Here is a 16,468-nt window from a genome sequence, read left to right as displayed (position 1 = left end):
TTGCCGCATAGCTAACATTTTGGCTTTAACATGGTATACTAATACTAGGTGGCACCCATAAGCGTGCTTGTTTCCGCAAGCACACACACCATGGTTTTCAAACCGGCATATTTTGTTTATAACCATTCAAACAGAGGTGTCATGGAAAGGAGGATCCTGTCATGAAAATCGAACGTTTAAGCCCGGACAAAATACGGATTTTCCTTACATTCGATGATTTGACGGAACGGGGCATCCAGAAAGACGACATGTGGAGGGAAATCCCCAAAGTTCATGATCTTTTCAGCGACATGATGGATCAGGCCTATTCCGAATTGGGTTTCGAACCTGCAGGACCTTTAGCTGTAGAAGTTTTTGCGCTCCCTGCCCAAGGAATGGTCGTCATTGTGACCAGGGGCAGCATGGATTTGTCCTTGCAAGCCGATTTGCTGGATGACCATGATGACGAAGAAGTGTACGAGATGGAAGTGACGCTTGAACAAAGCGACATCGTTTCTTACGCCTTCCGCGATTTCGAAGATTTGCTTCGTGCTTCAAAAGTCGTCAATCCGATGCTAACGGATGGTGGAGCGCTTTATACGTATAAAAACAAATGGATCCTTCAGCTCGAACCGACTGAACTGCCGGAAGGCAAGTTCCATACGCTCATCGCCGTTCTATCCGAGTACGGAGATGCGACCAACGTGACGAAGGCTGTACTCGAAGAGTATGGAAAAGCTGTTATTGAAGCTAATGCGGTCCAGGAATTATGCCGGCATTTCGCATGAGTATGCCCTACACTCCAACTACCGGCGTGGACCATTCCCGACCTTGCCCGAATGTGCACGGCTCCGGGTGGCTGCATGCCGGACAAGATATAGGCGGCACCTGCTTCATAAAGCATTCTCCAAAAACAAGTGTTTTTGCAGGATGCTTTATTTTCATTGCGTTATAATACATAAACGAGGTGGTCAACATGGCTAACACCGAAAACTTGAACGTACTGGAATCTACTCAAACGATTATTGAAGATGCCCTGAAGAAACTCGGATATTCCGACGAAATGTACGAGCTTCTCAAGGAGCCGCTCCGCGTGCTGACGGTTCGGATTCCGATCCGGATGGACGACGGAAAAGTCAAGGTATTCACAGGCTATCGCGCCCAGCATAACGATGCGGTCGGTCCTACGAAGGGCGGAGTCCGTTTCCATCCCGGCGTAACCGAAGACGAAGTGAAAGCTCTCTCTATCTGGATGAGCTTGAAGTGCGGCATCGTGGATCTTCCTTATGGCGGAGGCAAGGGCGGCATCATCTGCGACCCGCGGAGCATGTCTTTCCGTGAGCTGGAAGTGCTCAGCCGCGGATACGTAAGGGCGATCAGCCAATTGGTTGGTCCGAACAAGGACATTCCGGCGCCGGACGTCATGACGAACTCCCAGATCATGGCCTGGATGCTGGACGAGTACAGCCGCATCCGCGAGTTCGATTCCCCGGGATTCATCACGGGCAAGCCGATTGTGCTGGGGGGTTCTCACGGACGCGAGACGGCGACTGCCAAAGGCGTCACGATCATGATCAACAAAGCGCTGGAGAAGCGCGGCATTCCGCTGCAAGGCGCTCGTGTCATCGTTCAGGGATTCGGCAACGCGGGAAGCTACTTGTCCAAGTTTATGCACGAAGCCGGAGCCAAAGTGGTCGGGATCGCCGATGTGAACGGGGCCTTGTACAATCCGGAAGGGCTCGACATCGAATACTTGCTCGACCGCCGCGATTCCTTCGGAACCGTGACGAACTTATTCCCGAACGTAATGCCTAGCACCGAAATTCTGGAGCAGGATTGCGACATTCTGGTACCGGCCGCAATCGAGAACCAGATCACGCAAGAGAATGCTCATCGCATTAAAGCGGGTATCGTGGTCGAAGCGGCGAACGGACCGACTACGCTGGAAGCGACCAAAATTTTGACGGAGCGCGGCGTGCTGCTCGTTCCGGACGTCCTGGCTAGTGCCGGCGGTGTTGTTGTGTCCTATTTCGAGTGGGTACAAAATAACCAAGGATATTACTGGACAGAAGAAGAAGTTCATTCCAAACTTCAAGAAGTGATGGAAAAAGGCTTCGAAAATGTCTATAATATTCATAAAACACGCGGAATCGATATGCGTCTGGCGGCCTACATGACCGGCGTACGCAAAATGGCGGAAGCCGCCCGTTTCCGTGGTTGGGTATAAGAAGGACGGAATCGTTCACCGGATCGGAAAGGGGGAAATGGGATGAACGTGTTTTCCGTTCTAATGGCGGCGGTTGCTCCCGGAATCTCCCTTCTTGCTTATTTTTATTTGAAGGACCGTTATGAAACGGAGCCGATCCATCTGGTCGGCAAGCTGTTTTTGTGCGGAGTGTTACTCGTTATTCCGGCCATGGTGCTTCAGAATTCGTTTATGCAGGAGATCGGCGGGGATAATCATTTTACCTTTGCTTTCTTCATCTCCGGCGGGTTGGAAGAGTTTTTGAAATGGTTCGTCGTGTACCACTTGATATACCGTCACGATTCTTTCGACGAGCCGTACGACGGGATCGTTTACGCCGTGGCCGTCAGCCTTGGATTCGCCACATTGGAGAATATTCTCTATGCGTTCGCCAATGGGATCAGCATGTCTTCGCTGCTCATGCGTGCCCTTCTTCCCGTTTCGGGACATGCGCTTTTCGGCGTTATGATGGGCTACTATCTCGGCAAAGCCAAGTTTATGCGTTCCCAGGAGCGCAAGTATTTGCTAGCTTCCCTGTTCCTGCCTATTTTATGGCACGGGGCGTTCGACTACATTTTGCTGGTGGCGGCGAATAACTGGATCTGGTTCATGCTGCCTTTTATGACGCTTCTCTGGATCCGCACGCTCTGGAAAGTGGACCGTGCCAACGATCGTTCTCCGCTTCGCGTCGTCCGCGGGGAAGAGGAGTTTAAAATCGGATAACGGTGACCATACTGGTTGTGAGAACACTTATTTGATGCGCGAGCAAAGGCGCGGAAGGTGAACACATGACCGTGAACCGGGTGAAAGTTACGATCCGTTGCAGACAGTGCGGAGAACGATTTATCCTGAAGGGGCGCCGCGACAAAGGCAAAATCGAAACCGGCTTTAAACGCTGTATCTGCGACAATGAGCACGATTTAGAGGTTGAAACGGAAGATTGAAGAGTAATCCAACCGAATGTAAGTAAGAAGAGCAAGAAAGTCTGCGCATGGCGTGCAGGCTTTTTTTGCTGTATAAACTTCGTTTCGAAGGCAGACAATAACGGCAATATCGCCTAAGAAAGGAGCTTACAAGCATGTACAGAAAAATGAGTATGGTTTTATTTCCAGTCTGCGCTGCGGCATTGGTCGGTACGGGGGTTTGGGGGTATTCTCAGCAAAAACAGAAAAATCAAGTCTCCATTAAGGCGGAAAACCAGTATCAGCGTGCTTTTCACGATTTGTCCTACCATGTCGAGAAGCTACATACGGAGCTGGGCAATACGCTGGCGATCAATTCCACCTCGAATGACACCTACCGTAAAGGTCTGGTGAATGTCTGGAGGCTGACCAGCCAGGCGCAGAACGAAGTGAACCAGCTGCCGCTGGGCCTGCTTCCTTTTAACAAAACGGAAGAGTTCCTGTCCAACGTATCGAAATTCAGTTACCAGACCTCGACGCGGGACTTGACGAAAAAGCCTTTGACGGACGGCGAATTAAAAACGCTGAGCACCTTGTATCAGCATTCCAAGGAAATTACGGGGGATTTGCGCGGAGTCCAGGAGAAGGTTATCGCCAATAACCTGCGCTGGATGGACGTGGACCTGGCGCTCGGAGCCAACAAGGAACCGAACGACAACACGATTATAGACGGTTTCAAAACGGTGGACAAAAAAGTCGGGTCGTACAACGACTTGAAAGAAGGCCCCTTCACCATGTCGACGCAGTCGAAATACACGGCTCAAATGCTGGACGGTCCCGAGATCGACGAACAGGAGGTCCGTAAGAAAGCGGCGGCATTCCTCGGGGTAAACAATCCGGCCATCTTTCATGTGGTCAAAAACGGCAACGGCGCGGTCGAGTACGAATCGTATACGTGTACCCTGCCCGGTAAGAACGGAACCGATATCACGATGGACTTTACGAAAAAAGGCGGGCATCTGATCTACTTCATGAATCCCCGCGATGTGAAGTCGACCAAACTTCAAGTCGAGCAAACGCGTGCAGCGGCGGCCCAGTTTCTGGAGCGGCACGGCTATAAAAATATGACTGCGGTCAGCTTCGACCGTCACTCGAACATCTGCAATATGACGTTCGCCAAGCAGGAAAAGGATACCGTTATTTACCCGGAGAAGCTTGTCGTAAACGTCGCTCTGGACGACGGCCAGATTCTCGGGCTCCAGGGAACCGATTTCGTGTTTGCCAACCGGAATCACAAAAATATCGACCAAGAGCCGAGGCTTTCCAAAGAAGAGGCGAGAAGCCACCTGAGCCCTCAGTTGAAAGTGACCCGTCACACCAAGGCGCTTATCGTCAACGATCTGAATGAGGAAGTGCTTTGCCATGAATTTATCGGAAGTTTGAACGGTCAAACGTACCGGATTTATGTCAACGGCGAAGACGGTACGGAAGAAAAGGTGGAAACGATCCGCAAGGAAGACGCCGAGCAGGCCAAACAGCAGCCTGTCACGCAGGGAACTTGACGGAATCCTTTCGAATAAGCGGCTCCGGGGAAACCCGGGGCCTCTTTTTTGTGTCTTCCTAAATGGTTGCGGCATGCTATAATCAAGTAGAAACAGGAAGGATTTAACCGAAAAAAGGATGAGGTTACCGTGGCTCAGCTTATGAAAATCAACCAGCTGCTGCATCTTCATGTCAATACGATTGACGAGGAAGAAGCGAAACAAGAATACAAAGCGAGAATTTCGGACGTGCTCCCGGACCGTCTATGGATCGAAACCCCTATGAACGAGCGGACGGGCCGTTTGAAACGGCTGTACACGGGGGACGAAGTAAGCGCCTTTTTTGTGACGGACGGAGGCGTGAAAAATTATTTCCAGACCTCGGTCATCGGCTTCAAGGAGGAAGGAATCCGGCTGGTCGCGCTGGCGATGCCCGATCCGGCCTCGATTACGAAAATCCAGCGCAGAAGCTTTCTGCGGATTCCCGCCGAGCTGGAAATTTCCGTACAGGCCGGCGAAACCGTTCCTATCGTAGCGTTGACGGAAGACGTCGGAGGGGGCGGGGTTTCCTTCACCTGCAAGGACAGCGAATTTCCGGACAACGTCACTCAGGTGAACTGCTGGCTTCTTGTGACTTACAAGAACGGGACCTTGGAGCATCTGCCTTTCAAAGCGGAGGTCGTCCGGGTTAAAACGCTGGAAACGGGACGAAAAATCGTCATGCTGCAGTTCAGCGAAATTACGGACCGCGACCGTCAGAAGCTGATTCAATACTGCTTCGAGAAACAATTCGATTTCCGCAAAAAATAGCTTACATAAAATCGGCCCGTTCGGGAAACACTGCATTCCAAACAAGGCTCGTTTGCGGGAGGATGCCAGTGAAAATCCGGAGGTCCGGGCAGCAACGCCCATTAACTTATGAACGTTACGAACTGTTGTTCGTTGAATTTTCCGAGCGGGTCGAGAAAATACTTTTAAGATGTCTATATGTTCTGTTGGCCGGTTTGCTGATCAGCCAGCTCCTTCTCCAATTTCCGGCTGTGCGAAAAGAAATGACCCGGGTCGATCCTCTGGAGGGAGTGCCGTACGTATGGCACGAGGAGAAATAGCCGCTTTCCGGCAAATTCAGGAAGGCCGCAGACTTTTGCATCTGTCTTCCGGCTATGGTATAATTTACAGCGTTAGCAGGCTACGCCTGCTTTTTTGTTCGTAAGGTTTTGTTAGGAGGAGCCTTTGTTTTGACTAAATTTAATATCGCGATAGATGGGCCAGCCGGTGCAGGCAAAAGCACCATAGCCCGCAAGGTCGCAGGCGAGCTTGGTTTTGTCTATGTGGACACGGGAGCGATGTATCGGGCGGTCACCTGGAAGGTGCTGCAGGACGGGGTTAACCCTCTGGACACGGAGGCTGTCGCAAGAACCGCTGCCGGCATGAAGATCGAACTCGTACCGGGACCGGACGGACAGCTGGTGTTTGTAGACGGCCGGGATGTATCTTCCGATATCCGTACCAAACTTGTCACGGACCGGGTTTCACAAATCGCTGCCATTGCGGAAGTGAGGAAGCTTCTGGTAGACAAGCAGAAGCAGATGGCCGCTTCCAAAGGCATCGTGATGGACGGCCGGGATATCGGCACACACGTGCTTCCCGATGCGGAAGTGAAGGTGTTCCTGACCGCGAGCGTCCGCAAGCGCGCAGAAAGAAGATTTCAGGAAGTTCAGGGCACGGCAATGGCCACGACTCTCGAAGAGATGGAAAAGGACATTGCCCGCCGCGATATGCTGGATGAAGGCAGGGAAGTATCTCCCCTTGTACAAGCGGCCGACGCTGTAATGCTGGACAGTACAGATCTGACCATTCCCGAAGTGGTGGAGAGCATCCTGGAGATGTGCCGGATGAGAACAGGCGGTGAAAGAGCATGAGCTTTTACCATTTCGCGCGGGGAGTCTGCAATGTGGTGTATTCCCTGCTGTTCCGGATTCGCGTGATCGGCAAGGATAACATCCCCGAGCACGGTGGCGTGCTGCTCTGTTCCAACCATATCAGCAACTTAGATCCTCCGCTTGTCGGCATCCGGCTCAAACGCAAAGTCCATTTTATGGCGAAGGCGGAGCTGTTTCAAATTCCGGTTTTAGGTCTAATAATTAGTAAAGTTGGCGCTTTCCCGGTTAAACGCGGGGGTGTCAGCAAAGAAACGATCAAGGGAACGCTGAACTTGCTTCGGGATGGAAACGTACTTGGCATCTTTCCGGAAGGAAGCCGTAAAAATCCCGGTGTGGGAAAGAAGGGCGCGGCGATGTTTGCCCTGAAATCCGGCGCGGCGGTTGTGCCAGCCGCAATCATCGGGGATTACAAAGTGTTCGGCAGAATGACGGTCATTTACGGGAAACCGCTTGATTTGACCCCGTTCAGCGAAGCCGGATCGGCCGATCTCGAGCAGGTGACCGAGTACATCATGCAAGAAATTCAGACTTTGATCCGGGAACACCGGAAAGAAGTCGCTTAACTAAAAACGAACCCGGTTGTAAGGAAATCCTGCCGCGCAAGTTGCGCCGTGCAGATGCCTATACAAAATTAACCGTCGGTGTGTTTATTTTCGAGGAGGGTATCCCATGTCAGAAGAAATCAAAAACGAAAATCAAACGAACGAAAGCCAAGAAGCTCAAGAAGCGATGAGCCAAGTCGCAGCTGTAAAGAAAGGCGACATCGTTAAAGGCAAAATCATTAAAGTCGAGCAGGATCAAGCAATCGTAGATATCGGTTACAAGTACGATGGCACGATTCCGCTTCGCGAGCTGTCTTCCGTCCAAATCGAGAACGCGGATCAAGCCGTTCAAGAGGGCCAGGAGATCGAGCTTAAAATCGTAACGATTGACGACAACAAAGAGAAGCTGGTTCTTTCCAAGCGCTCTGTTGACAGTGAAAAAGCATGGGAAACCCTGCAGCAGAAACTGGACGAGAAAGTCATCATCGAAGCTGTCGTGGCCGAAGTGGTTAAAGGCGGTCTCGTTGTTGACGTTGGCGTGCGCGGCTTCGTTCCGGCATCCATGGTAGAACGCAGCTTTGTCGAAGATTTCTCCGACTACAAGGGCCGCACTCTGCGCCTGAGAGTAAAAGAAATCGACCGCGAGAAGAACAAAGTGATCCTTTCCCAGAAAGACGTTCTGGATGAAGAATACGAAGCCCAGAAGAAAGACATCATCAGCAAAATCGAAGTGGGCAAAGTATACGAAGGTACCGTACAGCGTCTGACTCAATTCGGTGCGTTCGTGGATATCGGCGGTATCGACGGCCTGGTTCACATTTCCGAGATGGCTTGGCACCATGTTGAGCACCCTTCCGAAATCGTCAAAGAAGGCGACAAAGTAAGCGTGCAGGTTCTCAAAGTAGATCCGGAGAAAGATAAAGTGAGCCTGAGCCTGAAAGCAACTCAAGAAGGTCCTTGGGAAAAGGCCGAGAAAACTTTCACAACCGGCGAAATCATTACCGGTACGGTAAAACGTCTTGCAGGTTTCGGCGCGTTTGTTGAAATCGCTCCGGGCGTTGAAGGTCTGGTTCATATTTCCCAAATCGCTCACCGTCACATCGCGACTCCGCAGGAAGTTCTGAAAGAAGGCCAAGAAGTTAAGGTGAAAGTCCTTGACGTTAACGCGGCTGAGAAGCGTGTAAGCCTCAGCATCAAAGAAACGGAAGAAGCTCCGGCTCAAACCGCGTCTTCCGCGCCTTCTAACTACTCTTCCAGACCGGAAAGATCCTCCAACCACCAGAAAGAACTGGCTGGCAACGAGAATGTTTCCCTTAGCAATCAAGGCCTGTCCATGACGCTCGGCGAGCGTTTCGGTGACAAGCTCTCCAAATTCAAAAAATAATAGACGACTTGAACAGGAGGAAGCGGGATGCGCTCATCGCGCAAAATGGATCACGTGCAGTTTGCGCTCCAGACGGGTCAGTCCGGCAACCAGGGGTTGACGGATGTCAAGCTGGTGCCTAACTGCCTGCCAGACGCTTCCACCGAGTCTGTCGCTCTCTTTACGACAATCGGCGAACTCAATTTGAGTTCGCCGATTGTCGTAAATGCGATGACCGGCGGAGCACACGAAACCGAAGAAATAAACCGTGAGCTAGCAGTGGCGGCCAGGGAACGGGGACTGGCCATGGCCGTGGGCTCGCAGATGTCCGCTTTGCGGGACCCTATGCAGGAATCAAGCTACCGCATTGTCCGGCAAATGAATCCGGACGGGCTCGTCTTTGCCAATTTGGGAAGTGAAGCGACCGTGGAGCAAGCGTCACGCGCCGTGGACATGCTTCGAGCGGATGCGCTTCAAATCCATCTGAACGTCATGCAGGAGCTGATCATGCCTGAAGGCGACCGCAGCTTTCACGGCATGCTGGAGCGCGTCAGCCGTATTGCTGAGGGTACAGGAGTGCCTCTGATCGTCAAAGAGGTCGGTTTCGGCATCCCGCTTGAAAACGCGAGACTGCTCAAATCGGCAGGCGTACAAATATTGGATGTCGGCGGTTCCGGCGGCACCAATTTCGCCGCGATAGAGAATGTGCGGCGAAAATTGCCCCTTGACTGGCTGAACGACTGGGGCATGAAGACGAGCGTGACGCTGATCGAAGCGCTGCAAGTCTACGAACGCGGCCGGGTTATGGCGACGGGAGGCATCCGCACCAGCGAAGACATCGTCAAGGTGCTTACCCTCGGCGCTTCGGCGGCCGGAATGGCCGGAGCTCTGCTTAAAATTTTGCGAAACGAAGGTACGCAAGCTTTAATCGATCACATCGACGAGCTGCATCACGGCATCGTTCTCATGATGACGGCTCTAGGAGCGGTACGCATCGAGCAGCTGTGGACACGTCCCGTGATTATCACGGGATCGACCGCGGAATGGTGCAGGGCCCGCCGGATTGATTTAACTGAATATGCCTGTAGAACGGAAGCGGAGTAAAAACGGGATGTTTTGTCATACTAGGAGTAACGAAACGAGCTAGGGTGACAAACTATGAATCCAGGTTATCTTGCTTCCGTACTCCTCGCCATCTCTGTCATTTTTCTGCTCAGCGGATGGCGGGAAATTTTTATGAGAAGTATATCCGGACGTGACATACTTCTTTTTTTTATGTTCGCGCTGCCTGCCGCTTTGATGACCTTCTACGTAGGAGGCGCTCAAATCAACGGCACCGTGCCGGTCGCCTTCTGTACGGCTCTTCTGATCGGTATCCGTAAAAAGAGCCTCTGGGAAGGCGGGCATCTGTTCGCGACCGGTCTGCTTCTCGGGGCCGTTCATTTGCTGATGCTGGAGCTGTACAGCGTGGATCCCGTCATGATTGTGCTGAAACCCGAATGGGATATCGCCATTGTCCTTGCGGTATTGGTAATGGGAATGCACTGGGGAGCGGCCGAGCAGTATGTCTCGCTGACGACAGCCATGATTGCGGGAGACCTTGCTTTTGCCTGTATGCACGGCGGCACGATGCCGGTTCATCTCGGTACACCCTCGTTTCTGGACAAATGGTGGCTCTCCTTTTTTACGGCGCGGTTGCTGACCGTCTTCCTTGAATCGGTTTATTCGGGATGCAGGACAACCGCCCGGCAATGGATCCAGCGAAAGCGAGGTTGGAGGAAATGATTGCGCATATGTTGTCGCAAAAAGAAACAGTCGCGGTTTTTGTCGGATTGTTTTTCGGGATCGCGTCGCGTCTCTACTTATTAAGAACGGATTATCGTCAATATCCGACTTATCCCCACGGCAAAATCATTCATGTTTCGCTGGGAGTGATTGCAGCCGGCTTGGGTTCGGTGGCGGTACCCGCGCTGCTCGACAAAAATTACACGGCTGTCACTTTTTTGACCGTTGCGGCCCAGCAGTTCCGCGATGTGCGGAATATGGAGCGTCAAAGCCTGATGCAGGTGGATCAGATGGAGCTTGTCCCGCGGGGCGTTTCGTACATTGAAGGCATTGCGATGGTTTTCGAAGGCCGAAACTATCTCGTGATTTTTACTTCGATGATGGCTTCGCTGTTCACCCTGCTTTTCGCCTGGTATTGGGGGGCGGTTGCCGGGCTGGCTGCTGTCGGAGTATCGATTTATTTTAAGACGGGAAAAAATATGACCCACATTGCGGATATCCGAATCAGCGAAGTACGGCTGGACGGGCCGAATCTGTATGTAGGCGATATTTACATCATGAACGTCGGGCTGGAGAGCGACCGGGAGCTGATCGCGAGGCAGGGAGTTGGCCTGCTGGCCGTACCGAAAAATCCCGACGCCCGCGTTACATTGGCGAATCTGGGCCAGCGCCAGGCCATTCTGCATGATATCTCCACGGTTCTCGGCGTGTACAGGGACACCGGAGAACCCGCCCTGATGCCGATGGCCAAGCTCCATCTGGACTCGGGGACGCTCGGTATTTTTGTCCTTCCCCAAGTGAAGGACGCACAAAAGGCGGCCGCCGCGCTCAAACGGGTGCCGGTGCTGGAAAGCGCCATCCGCATGCCGACGGAGTCGGCGGCCGGGCCCCACAAGGAGGCGTGAAGAGTGGCGACGATCAAAGCGGTTGCGGTTGTGGAAGGCATTAAAGTCGATGGCGGGGCTCCCATTTTTTATGCAAAAGATGAAGCGGAACTCCAGCAGCTCGCTTTTAATCTGGAGAAAATTCTGGATGTCAACGCTCACGTTTTAAAACCGGGAACCTTCATCCTTGTCGATCACAAGGGATAGCGTCCGTTGAAAACATTAGCCAATCCAGCGCTTTTTTGCTATGATGAAGAATGTGAAATTTCCAATAACGAGAATTTGAGTGACCATCAGTAAGGAGTGAACCGAATGGCAAGACCCATTCTAGCGATTGTGGGGCGTCCGAACGTCGGTAAATCGACGATTTTTAACCGGATAATCGGCGATCGGCTGGCCATCGTTGAAGATAAACCGGGGGTGACCCGAGACAGATTGTACGGGATCGGCGAATGGCTGGACCGTGAGTTCAGCGTCATCGACACCGGCGGTATCGAAGTCGAAGGCGAAGACCAGATCATGAAGTCCGTACGCGTCCAGGCCGAGCTCGCGATTGAAGAAGCGGACGTTATTATTTTCATGGTAGACGCCAAAGCGGGCGTGACCTCGGCGGACCAGGAAGTTGCCCAGCTTCTTTTCCGGTCCCGCAAGCCGGTTGTCCTGGCCGTTAACAAGGTGGACAACATTCAGCGGCAGGATGAAATTTATGAATTTTACAGCCTCGGCTTCGGAGACCCGATCGGGATTTCCGGCGCGCACGGCATCGGAATCGGCGATATGCTGGAAGCCGCGGCCGCCCATTTCCCGGATCATGCGGATGAAGAGTACGGCGAGGAAGTCATCAAGGTCGCGCTGATCGGGCGTCCGAACGTCGGCAAGTCATCGCTTGTAAACGCCATCCTCGGAGAAGACCGGGTCATTGTCAGCGACCAGGCCGGTACGACCCGGGATGCGATTGATACGCCTTTCGAGCTTGACGATCAGAAATACGTCATTATCGATACGGCCGGCATGCGCAAACGCGGCAAAGTGTATGAGAATACGGAGAAATACAGCGTAATGCGCGCGATGAAAGCCATTGAGCGCGCAGACGTCGTGCTTGTGGTCATCAACGGCGAAGAAGGGATTATCGAGCAGGACAAACATATCGCCGGCTATGCGCACGAAGCGGGCAAAGCGGCTATATTCGTCGTCAACAAATGGGACGTGGTGGAGAAGGACGACAAGACCATGCACCAGTTCACGCAGAAAATCCGCGATCACTTCCTGTTTATGACGTACGCGCCGGTTCTGTATGTGTCCGCCCGTACGACCCAGCGTGTCCAGAAACTCCTGCCCATGGTCAACCAGGTGGCGGAGCAGCATACGATGCGCGTTCAGACACACGTTCTCAACGACGTGGTCTCCGATGCGGTCATGTTCAATCCTCCTCCGACCGACAAGGGCAAACGTCTGCGTATTAACTATGCCACACAAGTTTCCGTTAAGCCGCCGACCTTTGTTTTCTTTGTGAATGAGCCGGATATGATGCACTTCTCATACGAGCGCTATCTTGAAAACAAAATTCGCGGAGCTTTCGGTTTTGAGGGAACCCCGATCCGTTTGTTCACGCGAAGAAAATCCGACGACGAATAGGGGAGAGTTCGTTTGATCTACATCATTCCCGCAGTAGCAGCTTATTTGCTGGGTTCGCTCAGCTTCAGCTTTATAATTGGGAAATTGGTCAAGGGGATTGATATCCGGTCGCACGGAAGCGGAAATGCCGGAGCCACCAACACGCTGCGCGTACTTGGCAAAGGACCGGCTGTCCTGGTACTTGTGCTGGATGTCGTAAAAGCGATACTGGCTGTCTGGATCGGCAAGTGGATGGCTCCGGATCTGATCTGGGTCCATGTCGCTTGCGGGCTCGCCGTCATTATCGGTCATAACTGGCCGGTATTTTTCGGTTTCCGGGGAGGGAAAGGCGTAGCTACTGCCATCGGTGTAACGGCTACCCTATGCTTTCTTCCCGCGATCTTCGCGGGTATTATCGCCATTGCATCCATTTTTCTGACCCGTTACGTATCGCTGGGTTCCCTGCTGTTTACCGCATTTTTACCTTTTTTCGTATGGGGCATGGGAAGACCGGTCGAGATCTTGTGGGGCGTTATCGTAATCGGGGTATTTACTTTTTGGCGGCACCGTACAAATATCAGTAAACTGGTTCAAGGCCGAGAAAATAAGATCGGCTCCAAAAAGGCGTAGCCTGCTCGATGAAACGGCTTAGAAGGGAGACAGCCATGACTAAACACGTATCCGTACTGGTAGCGGGGAGCTGGGGAACGGCTCTTGCCTCCGTACTGGCCGCTAACGATCTGGACGTAACGATTTGGACGAGAAACGCCGGACAGGCGGAAGAGATCAATACCTTACATACCAACAGCCGTTATTTGCAGGATATCGCGCTGTCCCCGCGCATCCGTGCCACTACATCGATTCGCGAAGCGGTTGAAAATAAGGACGCCGTCGTATTTGTGGTACCTTCGGCAGGAATGCGCGAGGTGGCGTCCCAAGTGAGAGAATTCTTAAGCCCGGACACGCTCGTGATTCACGCGACCAAAGGCTTTGAATCGCTCACGCTGAAAAGGATGACCACCGTGCTGGCCGAGGAGCTTCCGCAGTGCGACCCGGGACGTATCGTCGTTTTGTCGGGACCGAGCCATGCGGAAGAAGTGATCCGGGAATGCCCGACGACTGTCGTTGTGGCATCGCCGACGATCGAAGCCGCCGAAGCGGCGCAGGATCTGTTCATTAATTCGTATTTCCGCGTCTACACGAACCCGGACGTAACGGGAGTCGAAGTGGGCGGCGCGCTCAAAAATATCATCGCCCTCGGCGCGGGTCTCTCCGACGGTCTCCGTTTCGGCGACAACGCCAAGGCGGCCCTCTTAACCCGGGGGCTCGCCGAGATCGCACGCCTCGGTGCGGAGATGGGCGCCAACCCGATGACCTTCGCAGGTCTCGCGGGAATCGGCGACCTCGTGGTCACTTGTACCAGTACGCACAGCCGTAACTGGAAGGCGGGCTACCTGCTGGGCCAGGGAGAACCTCTCGACCAGGTTCTCGATAAAATGGGCATGGTCGTCGAGGGCGTCAAAACGACGAAGTCCGCCTATGCGCTTGCCCAGGAGTACGGCGTCACAATGCCCATCACAAGCGAGCTTCACCACGTTCTGTTCGAAGGGAAAACTCCGCGGGCGGCGGTTGAAGATCTGATGGGCCGCGGCCGTACGCATGAGATCGAAGAGGTCGCCAATCAGACGGATAAATGGATTCTGTAGCCTACACCATTCCTGCCGAGCCTTCATACACTACCATAGATTCAAGTCCAGTTCCTTATAGCGGACACTATGGTTGGGAGGCGGCAGCGTGCCTAGAAATCCGAAAGACATTCTTAATACCGTTAAGAAAAAAACGGGTAAAAGCGTAACCGAGAAAGATATCCAGAAGCTGGCCAGCGGCGTGAAACCGTCGACCGTTCAGGATGAAGCACAGCTGCGGCAGCTGATTAAGCAGGTTTCCCAGCTTGTCGGGATTGATGTGGCGGAAGAAACCGTCAAAGAAATCGTTCATGCGGTTAAAAGCAGCAAACTCGACGGCGGCAACTTGCAGCAGATGATGAACCTCATCATGAAAAGGTAACGATAAACGCCAGCGGAAGCGCAGGGGGACCGTAGGAGGCCGTAAGGCAGCCCGCGGTCCTTTTACTCGTGATTCACAAAGTTTCGGCCGAAATGCTATAATCAACCTAGGAATGAAGCAGCATCGTTTAACTCGAAGGGGGAAACAGAGATGATTACACTGCGCACGAGAAAAGGGGACAAGACGGTCGAAAGCGAGACGGGACTTACCGTACTTGAACTGGCCCTCAAACATAAACTCGAATGGGGACATTCCTGCAAGCGCGGTACATGTGCGCGCTGCCGCTGTTTCGTCAAAGAAGGCCGGGAGCGGCTCGCACCGCCTACGGAAGCGGAACTTGACCGTCTGGAACCCGAAGAAATTGAGCTGGGCTACCGTCTGGGATGTCAGGCCGTGATTCAGGAAACCGGCGATGTTTCCGTTACTCACAAGCCTTACTTCTAGGAGGACCGGCATGAAAAGCGAACGATCAAAGGAGCGGCGGATTGCGCTCGAGATGCGTCCGGATCTTCCGCTGGAGGAGCCGTTAGTCCGGGTCATGCGTCAGGCGGCCCGTCTTCTCAACGGCACGGGAACCGGCTGGGTGATCGGCGGAAGCTGCGCTCTGGCGCTGCAGGGCGTGGAGATTGGGGCCCAGCCGCGGGATCTGGACCTGTATGTGGATACGGATCAGGCGGAAGCGGCGGCCCGTGTCCTGGAACCCTATGCCGTCGATGAGCAGAAACTGGACCGCACGGGCATCTACGAATCGCTGCTCAGCCATTACGCCATCGGCGGCATTCAGGTGGAGCTCGTCGGCGGGTTTAAAGTATGTGCGGCGGGATCGCAGTACATCGTCGAAGCGGCCTACTTGAGGGAGAAGCACGCGGAAGTGGGGCAATTGGAAGGCGAGAGTCTGGCGTTAATGCCGCTTGCGCATGAATTGCTCTTCAACATCCTACGCGAACGTCCCGACCGGTACGAGGCTATCGCAAGGACGATCAACGGCTGTCCATCCCGGCATGAAGCCGCCCTGACGGATCTGCTTTCCAGAAACAGCTGGGGAGAGCCCGCATTGTCAGTCGTCAAGCGACTTATTCCCGGATTATAGAAGCACCCGCGGTTTGCGGCAGCGGCGGCTTCCGTCTCCATGACGGGAAGCCGGAGCGCAAAGGGAACGAGCCGCGCCACGGTAATAAGCAAGTGCCTTAGACAGAGGGAGGGACGAGAATGAGCCAGACCAACGCGAAAGTGACATTTATGCCGGACAACCGCAGCGCTTCCGTCCGCTTGAATACCACCCTGCTGGATGCGGCACGGCGGGCCAATGTGCACATCCGCACCCGGTGCAGCGGACAGGCAGCCTGCCTGATGTGCAAAGTGCACGCCGGGGACCAGAGCGGCCTGTCCGAGCCCGGCAAGAACGAGCGGCTCAAGCTCGGCAGCCAACTGCAGGAAGGGCTGCGCCTGTCCTGTCAGGCCCGGATTACGGGCGATGTGACGGTTACCGTCCCCGAAGACCCGTTGAAAGCCGCTGTGCGCGCCCAATTGGCCAAGCAGCGGGAAGAGGATGACTGGCCTTAGAACCTCTCAGCGATCCGGAGAAACGAAACCAAAGGAGAAC

20 protein-coding genes are annotated in these 16,468 nt (G+C 53.5%); all 20 read left to right on the top strand.

Translation table 11 applies throughout. From position 1 onward, the window contains the following. The first annotated feature begins 161 nt into the window (after positions 1-161). The 20 genes from PCH01S_RS08895 to PCH01S_RS08800 all read left to right on the top strand — a co-directional run bounded on the left by PCH01S_RS08895 (position 162) and on the right by PCH01S_RS08800 (position 16,428). Positions 162-767 carry a genetic competence negative regulator gene (locus PCH01S_RS08895; protein WP_042228496.1) on the top strand — a complete coding sequence of 202 codons (606 nt, stop codon included), beginning with the start codon at positions 162-164 and terminating at the stop codon, positions 765-767. Between the two features lie 188 nt (positions 768-955). Beyond that, positions 956-2,206 carry a Glu/Leu/Phe/Val family dehydrogenase gene (locus tag PCH01S_RS08890; RefSeq protein ID WP_042228494.1) on the top strand — a complete coding sequence of 417 codons (1,251 nt, stop codon included), beginning with the start codon at positions 956-958 and terminating at the stop codon, positions 2,204-2,206. A gap of 42 nt (positions 2,207-2,248) precedes the next feature. Next, on the top strand, positions 2,249-2,947 hold the full coding sequence (gene prsW / locus PCH01S_RS08885; RefSeq protein WP_042228491.1) for a glutamic-type intramembrane protease PrsW: 699 nt from the start codon (positions 2,249-2,251) through the stop codon (positions 2,945-2,947). A 65-nt stretch (positions 2,948-3,012) separates the two neighbouring features. Next, entirely contained in the window at positions 3,013-3,168 is a 156-nt protein-coding gene (locus PCH01S_RS30845) for a hypothetical protein (RefSeq protein ID WP_164977120.1), read from the top strand. Positions 3,169-3,302: 134 nt separating this feature from the next. Then, positions 3,303-4,688 (top strand): germination protein YpeB, encoded by a 1,386-nt coding sequence (gene ypeB / locus PCH01S_RS08880; protein ID WP_042228487.1) that lies wholly within the window; start codon positions 3,303-3,305, stop codon positions 4,686-4,688. A 129-nt stretch (positions 4,689-4,817) separates the two neighbouring features. Beyond that, on the top strand, positions 4,818-5,477 hold the full coding sequence (locus PCH01S_RS08875; protein WP_042228486.1) for a flagellar brake protein: 660 nt from the start codon (positions 4,818-4,820) through the stop codon (positions 5,475-5,477). Positions 5,478-5,905: 428 nt separating this feature from the next. Then, on the top strand, positions 5,906-6,589 hold the full coding sequence (gene cmk, locus PCH01S_RS08865; protein WP_042228481.1) for a (d)CMP kinase: 684 nt from the start codon (positions 5,906-5,908) through the stop codon (positions 6,587-6,589). Next, the gene (locus PCH01S_RS08860) at positions 6,586-7,173 is read left to right on the top strand and encodes a lysophospholipid acyltransferase family protein (protein ID WP_042228478.1); all 588 of its coding nucleotides are present in this window, start codon (positions 6,586-6,588) and stop codon (positions 7,171-7,173) included. Before cmk ends, PCH01S_RS08860 begins: the two co-directional genes overlap by 4 nt. A gap of 106 nt (positions 7,174-7,279) precedes the next feature. Continuing rightward, on the top strand, positions 7,280-8,536 hold the full coding sequence (gene rpsA / locus PCH01S_RS08855; RefSeq protein ID WP_009674424.1) for a 30S ribosomal protein S1: 1,257 nt from the start codon (positions 7,280-7,282) through the stop codon (positions 8,534-8,536). A gap of 27 nt (positions 8,537-8,563) precedes the next feature. Further along, positions 8,564-9,619 (top strand): type 2 isopentenyl-diphosphate Delta-isomerase, encoded by a 1,056-nt coding sequence (gene fni, locus PCH01S_RS08850; protein WP_042228477.1) that lies wholly within the window; start codon positions 8,564-8,566, stop codon positions 9,617-9,619. Between the two features lie 54 nt (positions 9,620-9,673). After that, positions 9,674-10,300 carry a YphA family membrane protein gene (locus PCH01S_RS08845; protein ID WP_042228476.1) on the top strand — a complete coding sequence of 209 codons (627 nt, stop codon included), beginning with the start codon at positions 9,674-9,676 and terminating at the stop codon, positions 10,298-10,300. Next, entirely contained in the window at positions 10,297-11,205 is a 909-nt protein-coding gene (locus tag PCH01S_RS08840; RefSeq protein WP_042228474.1) for a YIEGIA family protein, read from the top strand. Before PCH01S_RS08845 ends, PCH01S_RS08840 begins: the two co-directional genes overlap by 4 nt. Positions 11,206-11,208: 3 nt before the next feature. After that, entirely contained in the window at positions 11,209-11,391 is a 183-nt protein-coding gene (locus tag PCH01S_RS08835) for a capping complex subunit for YIEGIA (protein WP_042228473.1), read from the top strand. Positions 11,392-11,496: 105 nt separating this feature from the next. After that, entirely contained in the window at positions 11,497-12,819 is a 1,323-nt protein-coding gene (gene der / locus PCH01S_RS08830; protein ID WP_042228471.1) for a ribosome biogenesis GTPase Der, read from the top strand. A gap of 12 nt (positions 12,820-12,831) precedes the next feature. Further along, positions 12,832-13,428 (top strand): glycerol-3-phosphate 1-O-acyltransferase PlsY, encoded by a 597-nt coding sequence (gene plsY, locus PCH01S_RS08825; RefSeq protein WP_042228470.1) that lies wholly within the window; start codon positions 12,832-12,834, stop codon positions 13,426-13,428. A 35-nt stretch (positions 13,429-13,463) separates the two neighbouring features. After that, complete coding sequence (locus PCH01S_RS08820) at positions 13,464-14,504, top strand: NAD(P)H-dependent glycerol-3-phosphate dehydrogenase (protein WP_042228468.1); 1,041 nt, start codon at positions 13,464-13,466, stop codon at positions 14,502-14,504. 88 nt (positions 14,505-14,592) lie between these two features. Next, positions 14,593-14,865 (top strand): stage VI sporulation protein F, encoded by a 273-nt coding sequence (locus PCH01S_RS08815; protein ID WP_042228466.1) that lies wholly within the window; start codon positions 14,593-14,595, stop codon positions 14,863-14,865. Positions 14,866-15,015: 150 nt separating this feature from the next. Further along, on the top strand, positions 15,016-15,309 hold the full coding sequence (locus tag PCH01S_RS08810; RefSeq protein ID WP_042228465.1) for a 2Fe-2S iron-sulfur cluster-binding protein: 294 nt from the start codon (positions 15,016-15,018) through the stop codon (positions 15,307-15,309). 10 nt (positions 15,310-15,319) lie between these two features. Then, positions 15,320-15,955, top strand: a complete 636-nt coding sequence (locus PCH01S_RS08805; protein WP_042228463.1) for a nucleotidyltransferase domain-containing protein — start codon at positions 15,320-15,322, stop codon at positions 15,953-15,955. A gap of 119 nt (positions 15,956-16,074) precedes the next feature. Further along, complete coding sequence (locus tag PCH01S_RS08800) at positions 16,075-16,428, top strand: 2Fe-2S iron-sulfur cluster-binding protein (protein ID WP_042228462.1); 354 nt, start codon at positions 16,075-16,077, stop codon at positions 16,426-16,428. The last annotated feature ends 40 nt before the right edge of the window (positions 16,429-16,468 follow it).

The organism is Paenibacillus chitinolyticus NBRC 15660 (assembly GCF_000739915.1).
Lineage (GTDB): Bacteria > Bacillota > Bacilli > Paenibacillales > NBRC-103111 > Paenibacillus_F > Paenibacillus_F chitinolyticus.
Note: the sequence above shows the minus strand (reverse complement) of the source record. Positions and strands in the feature narration are given on the sequence as shown.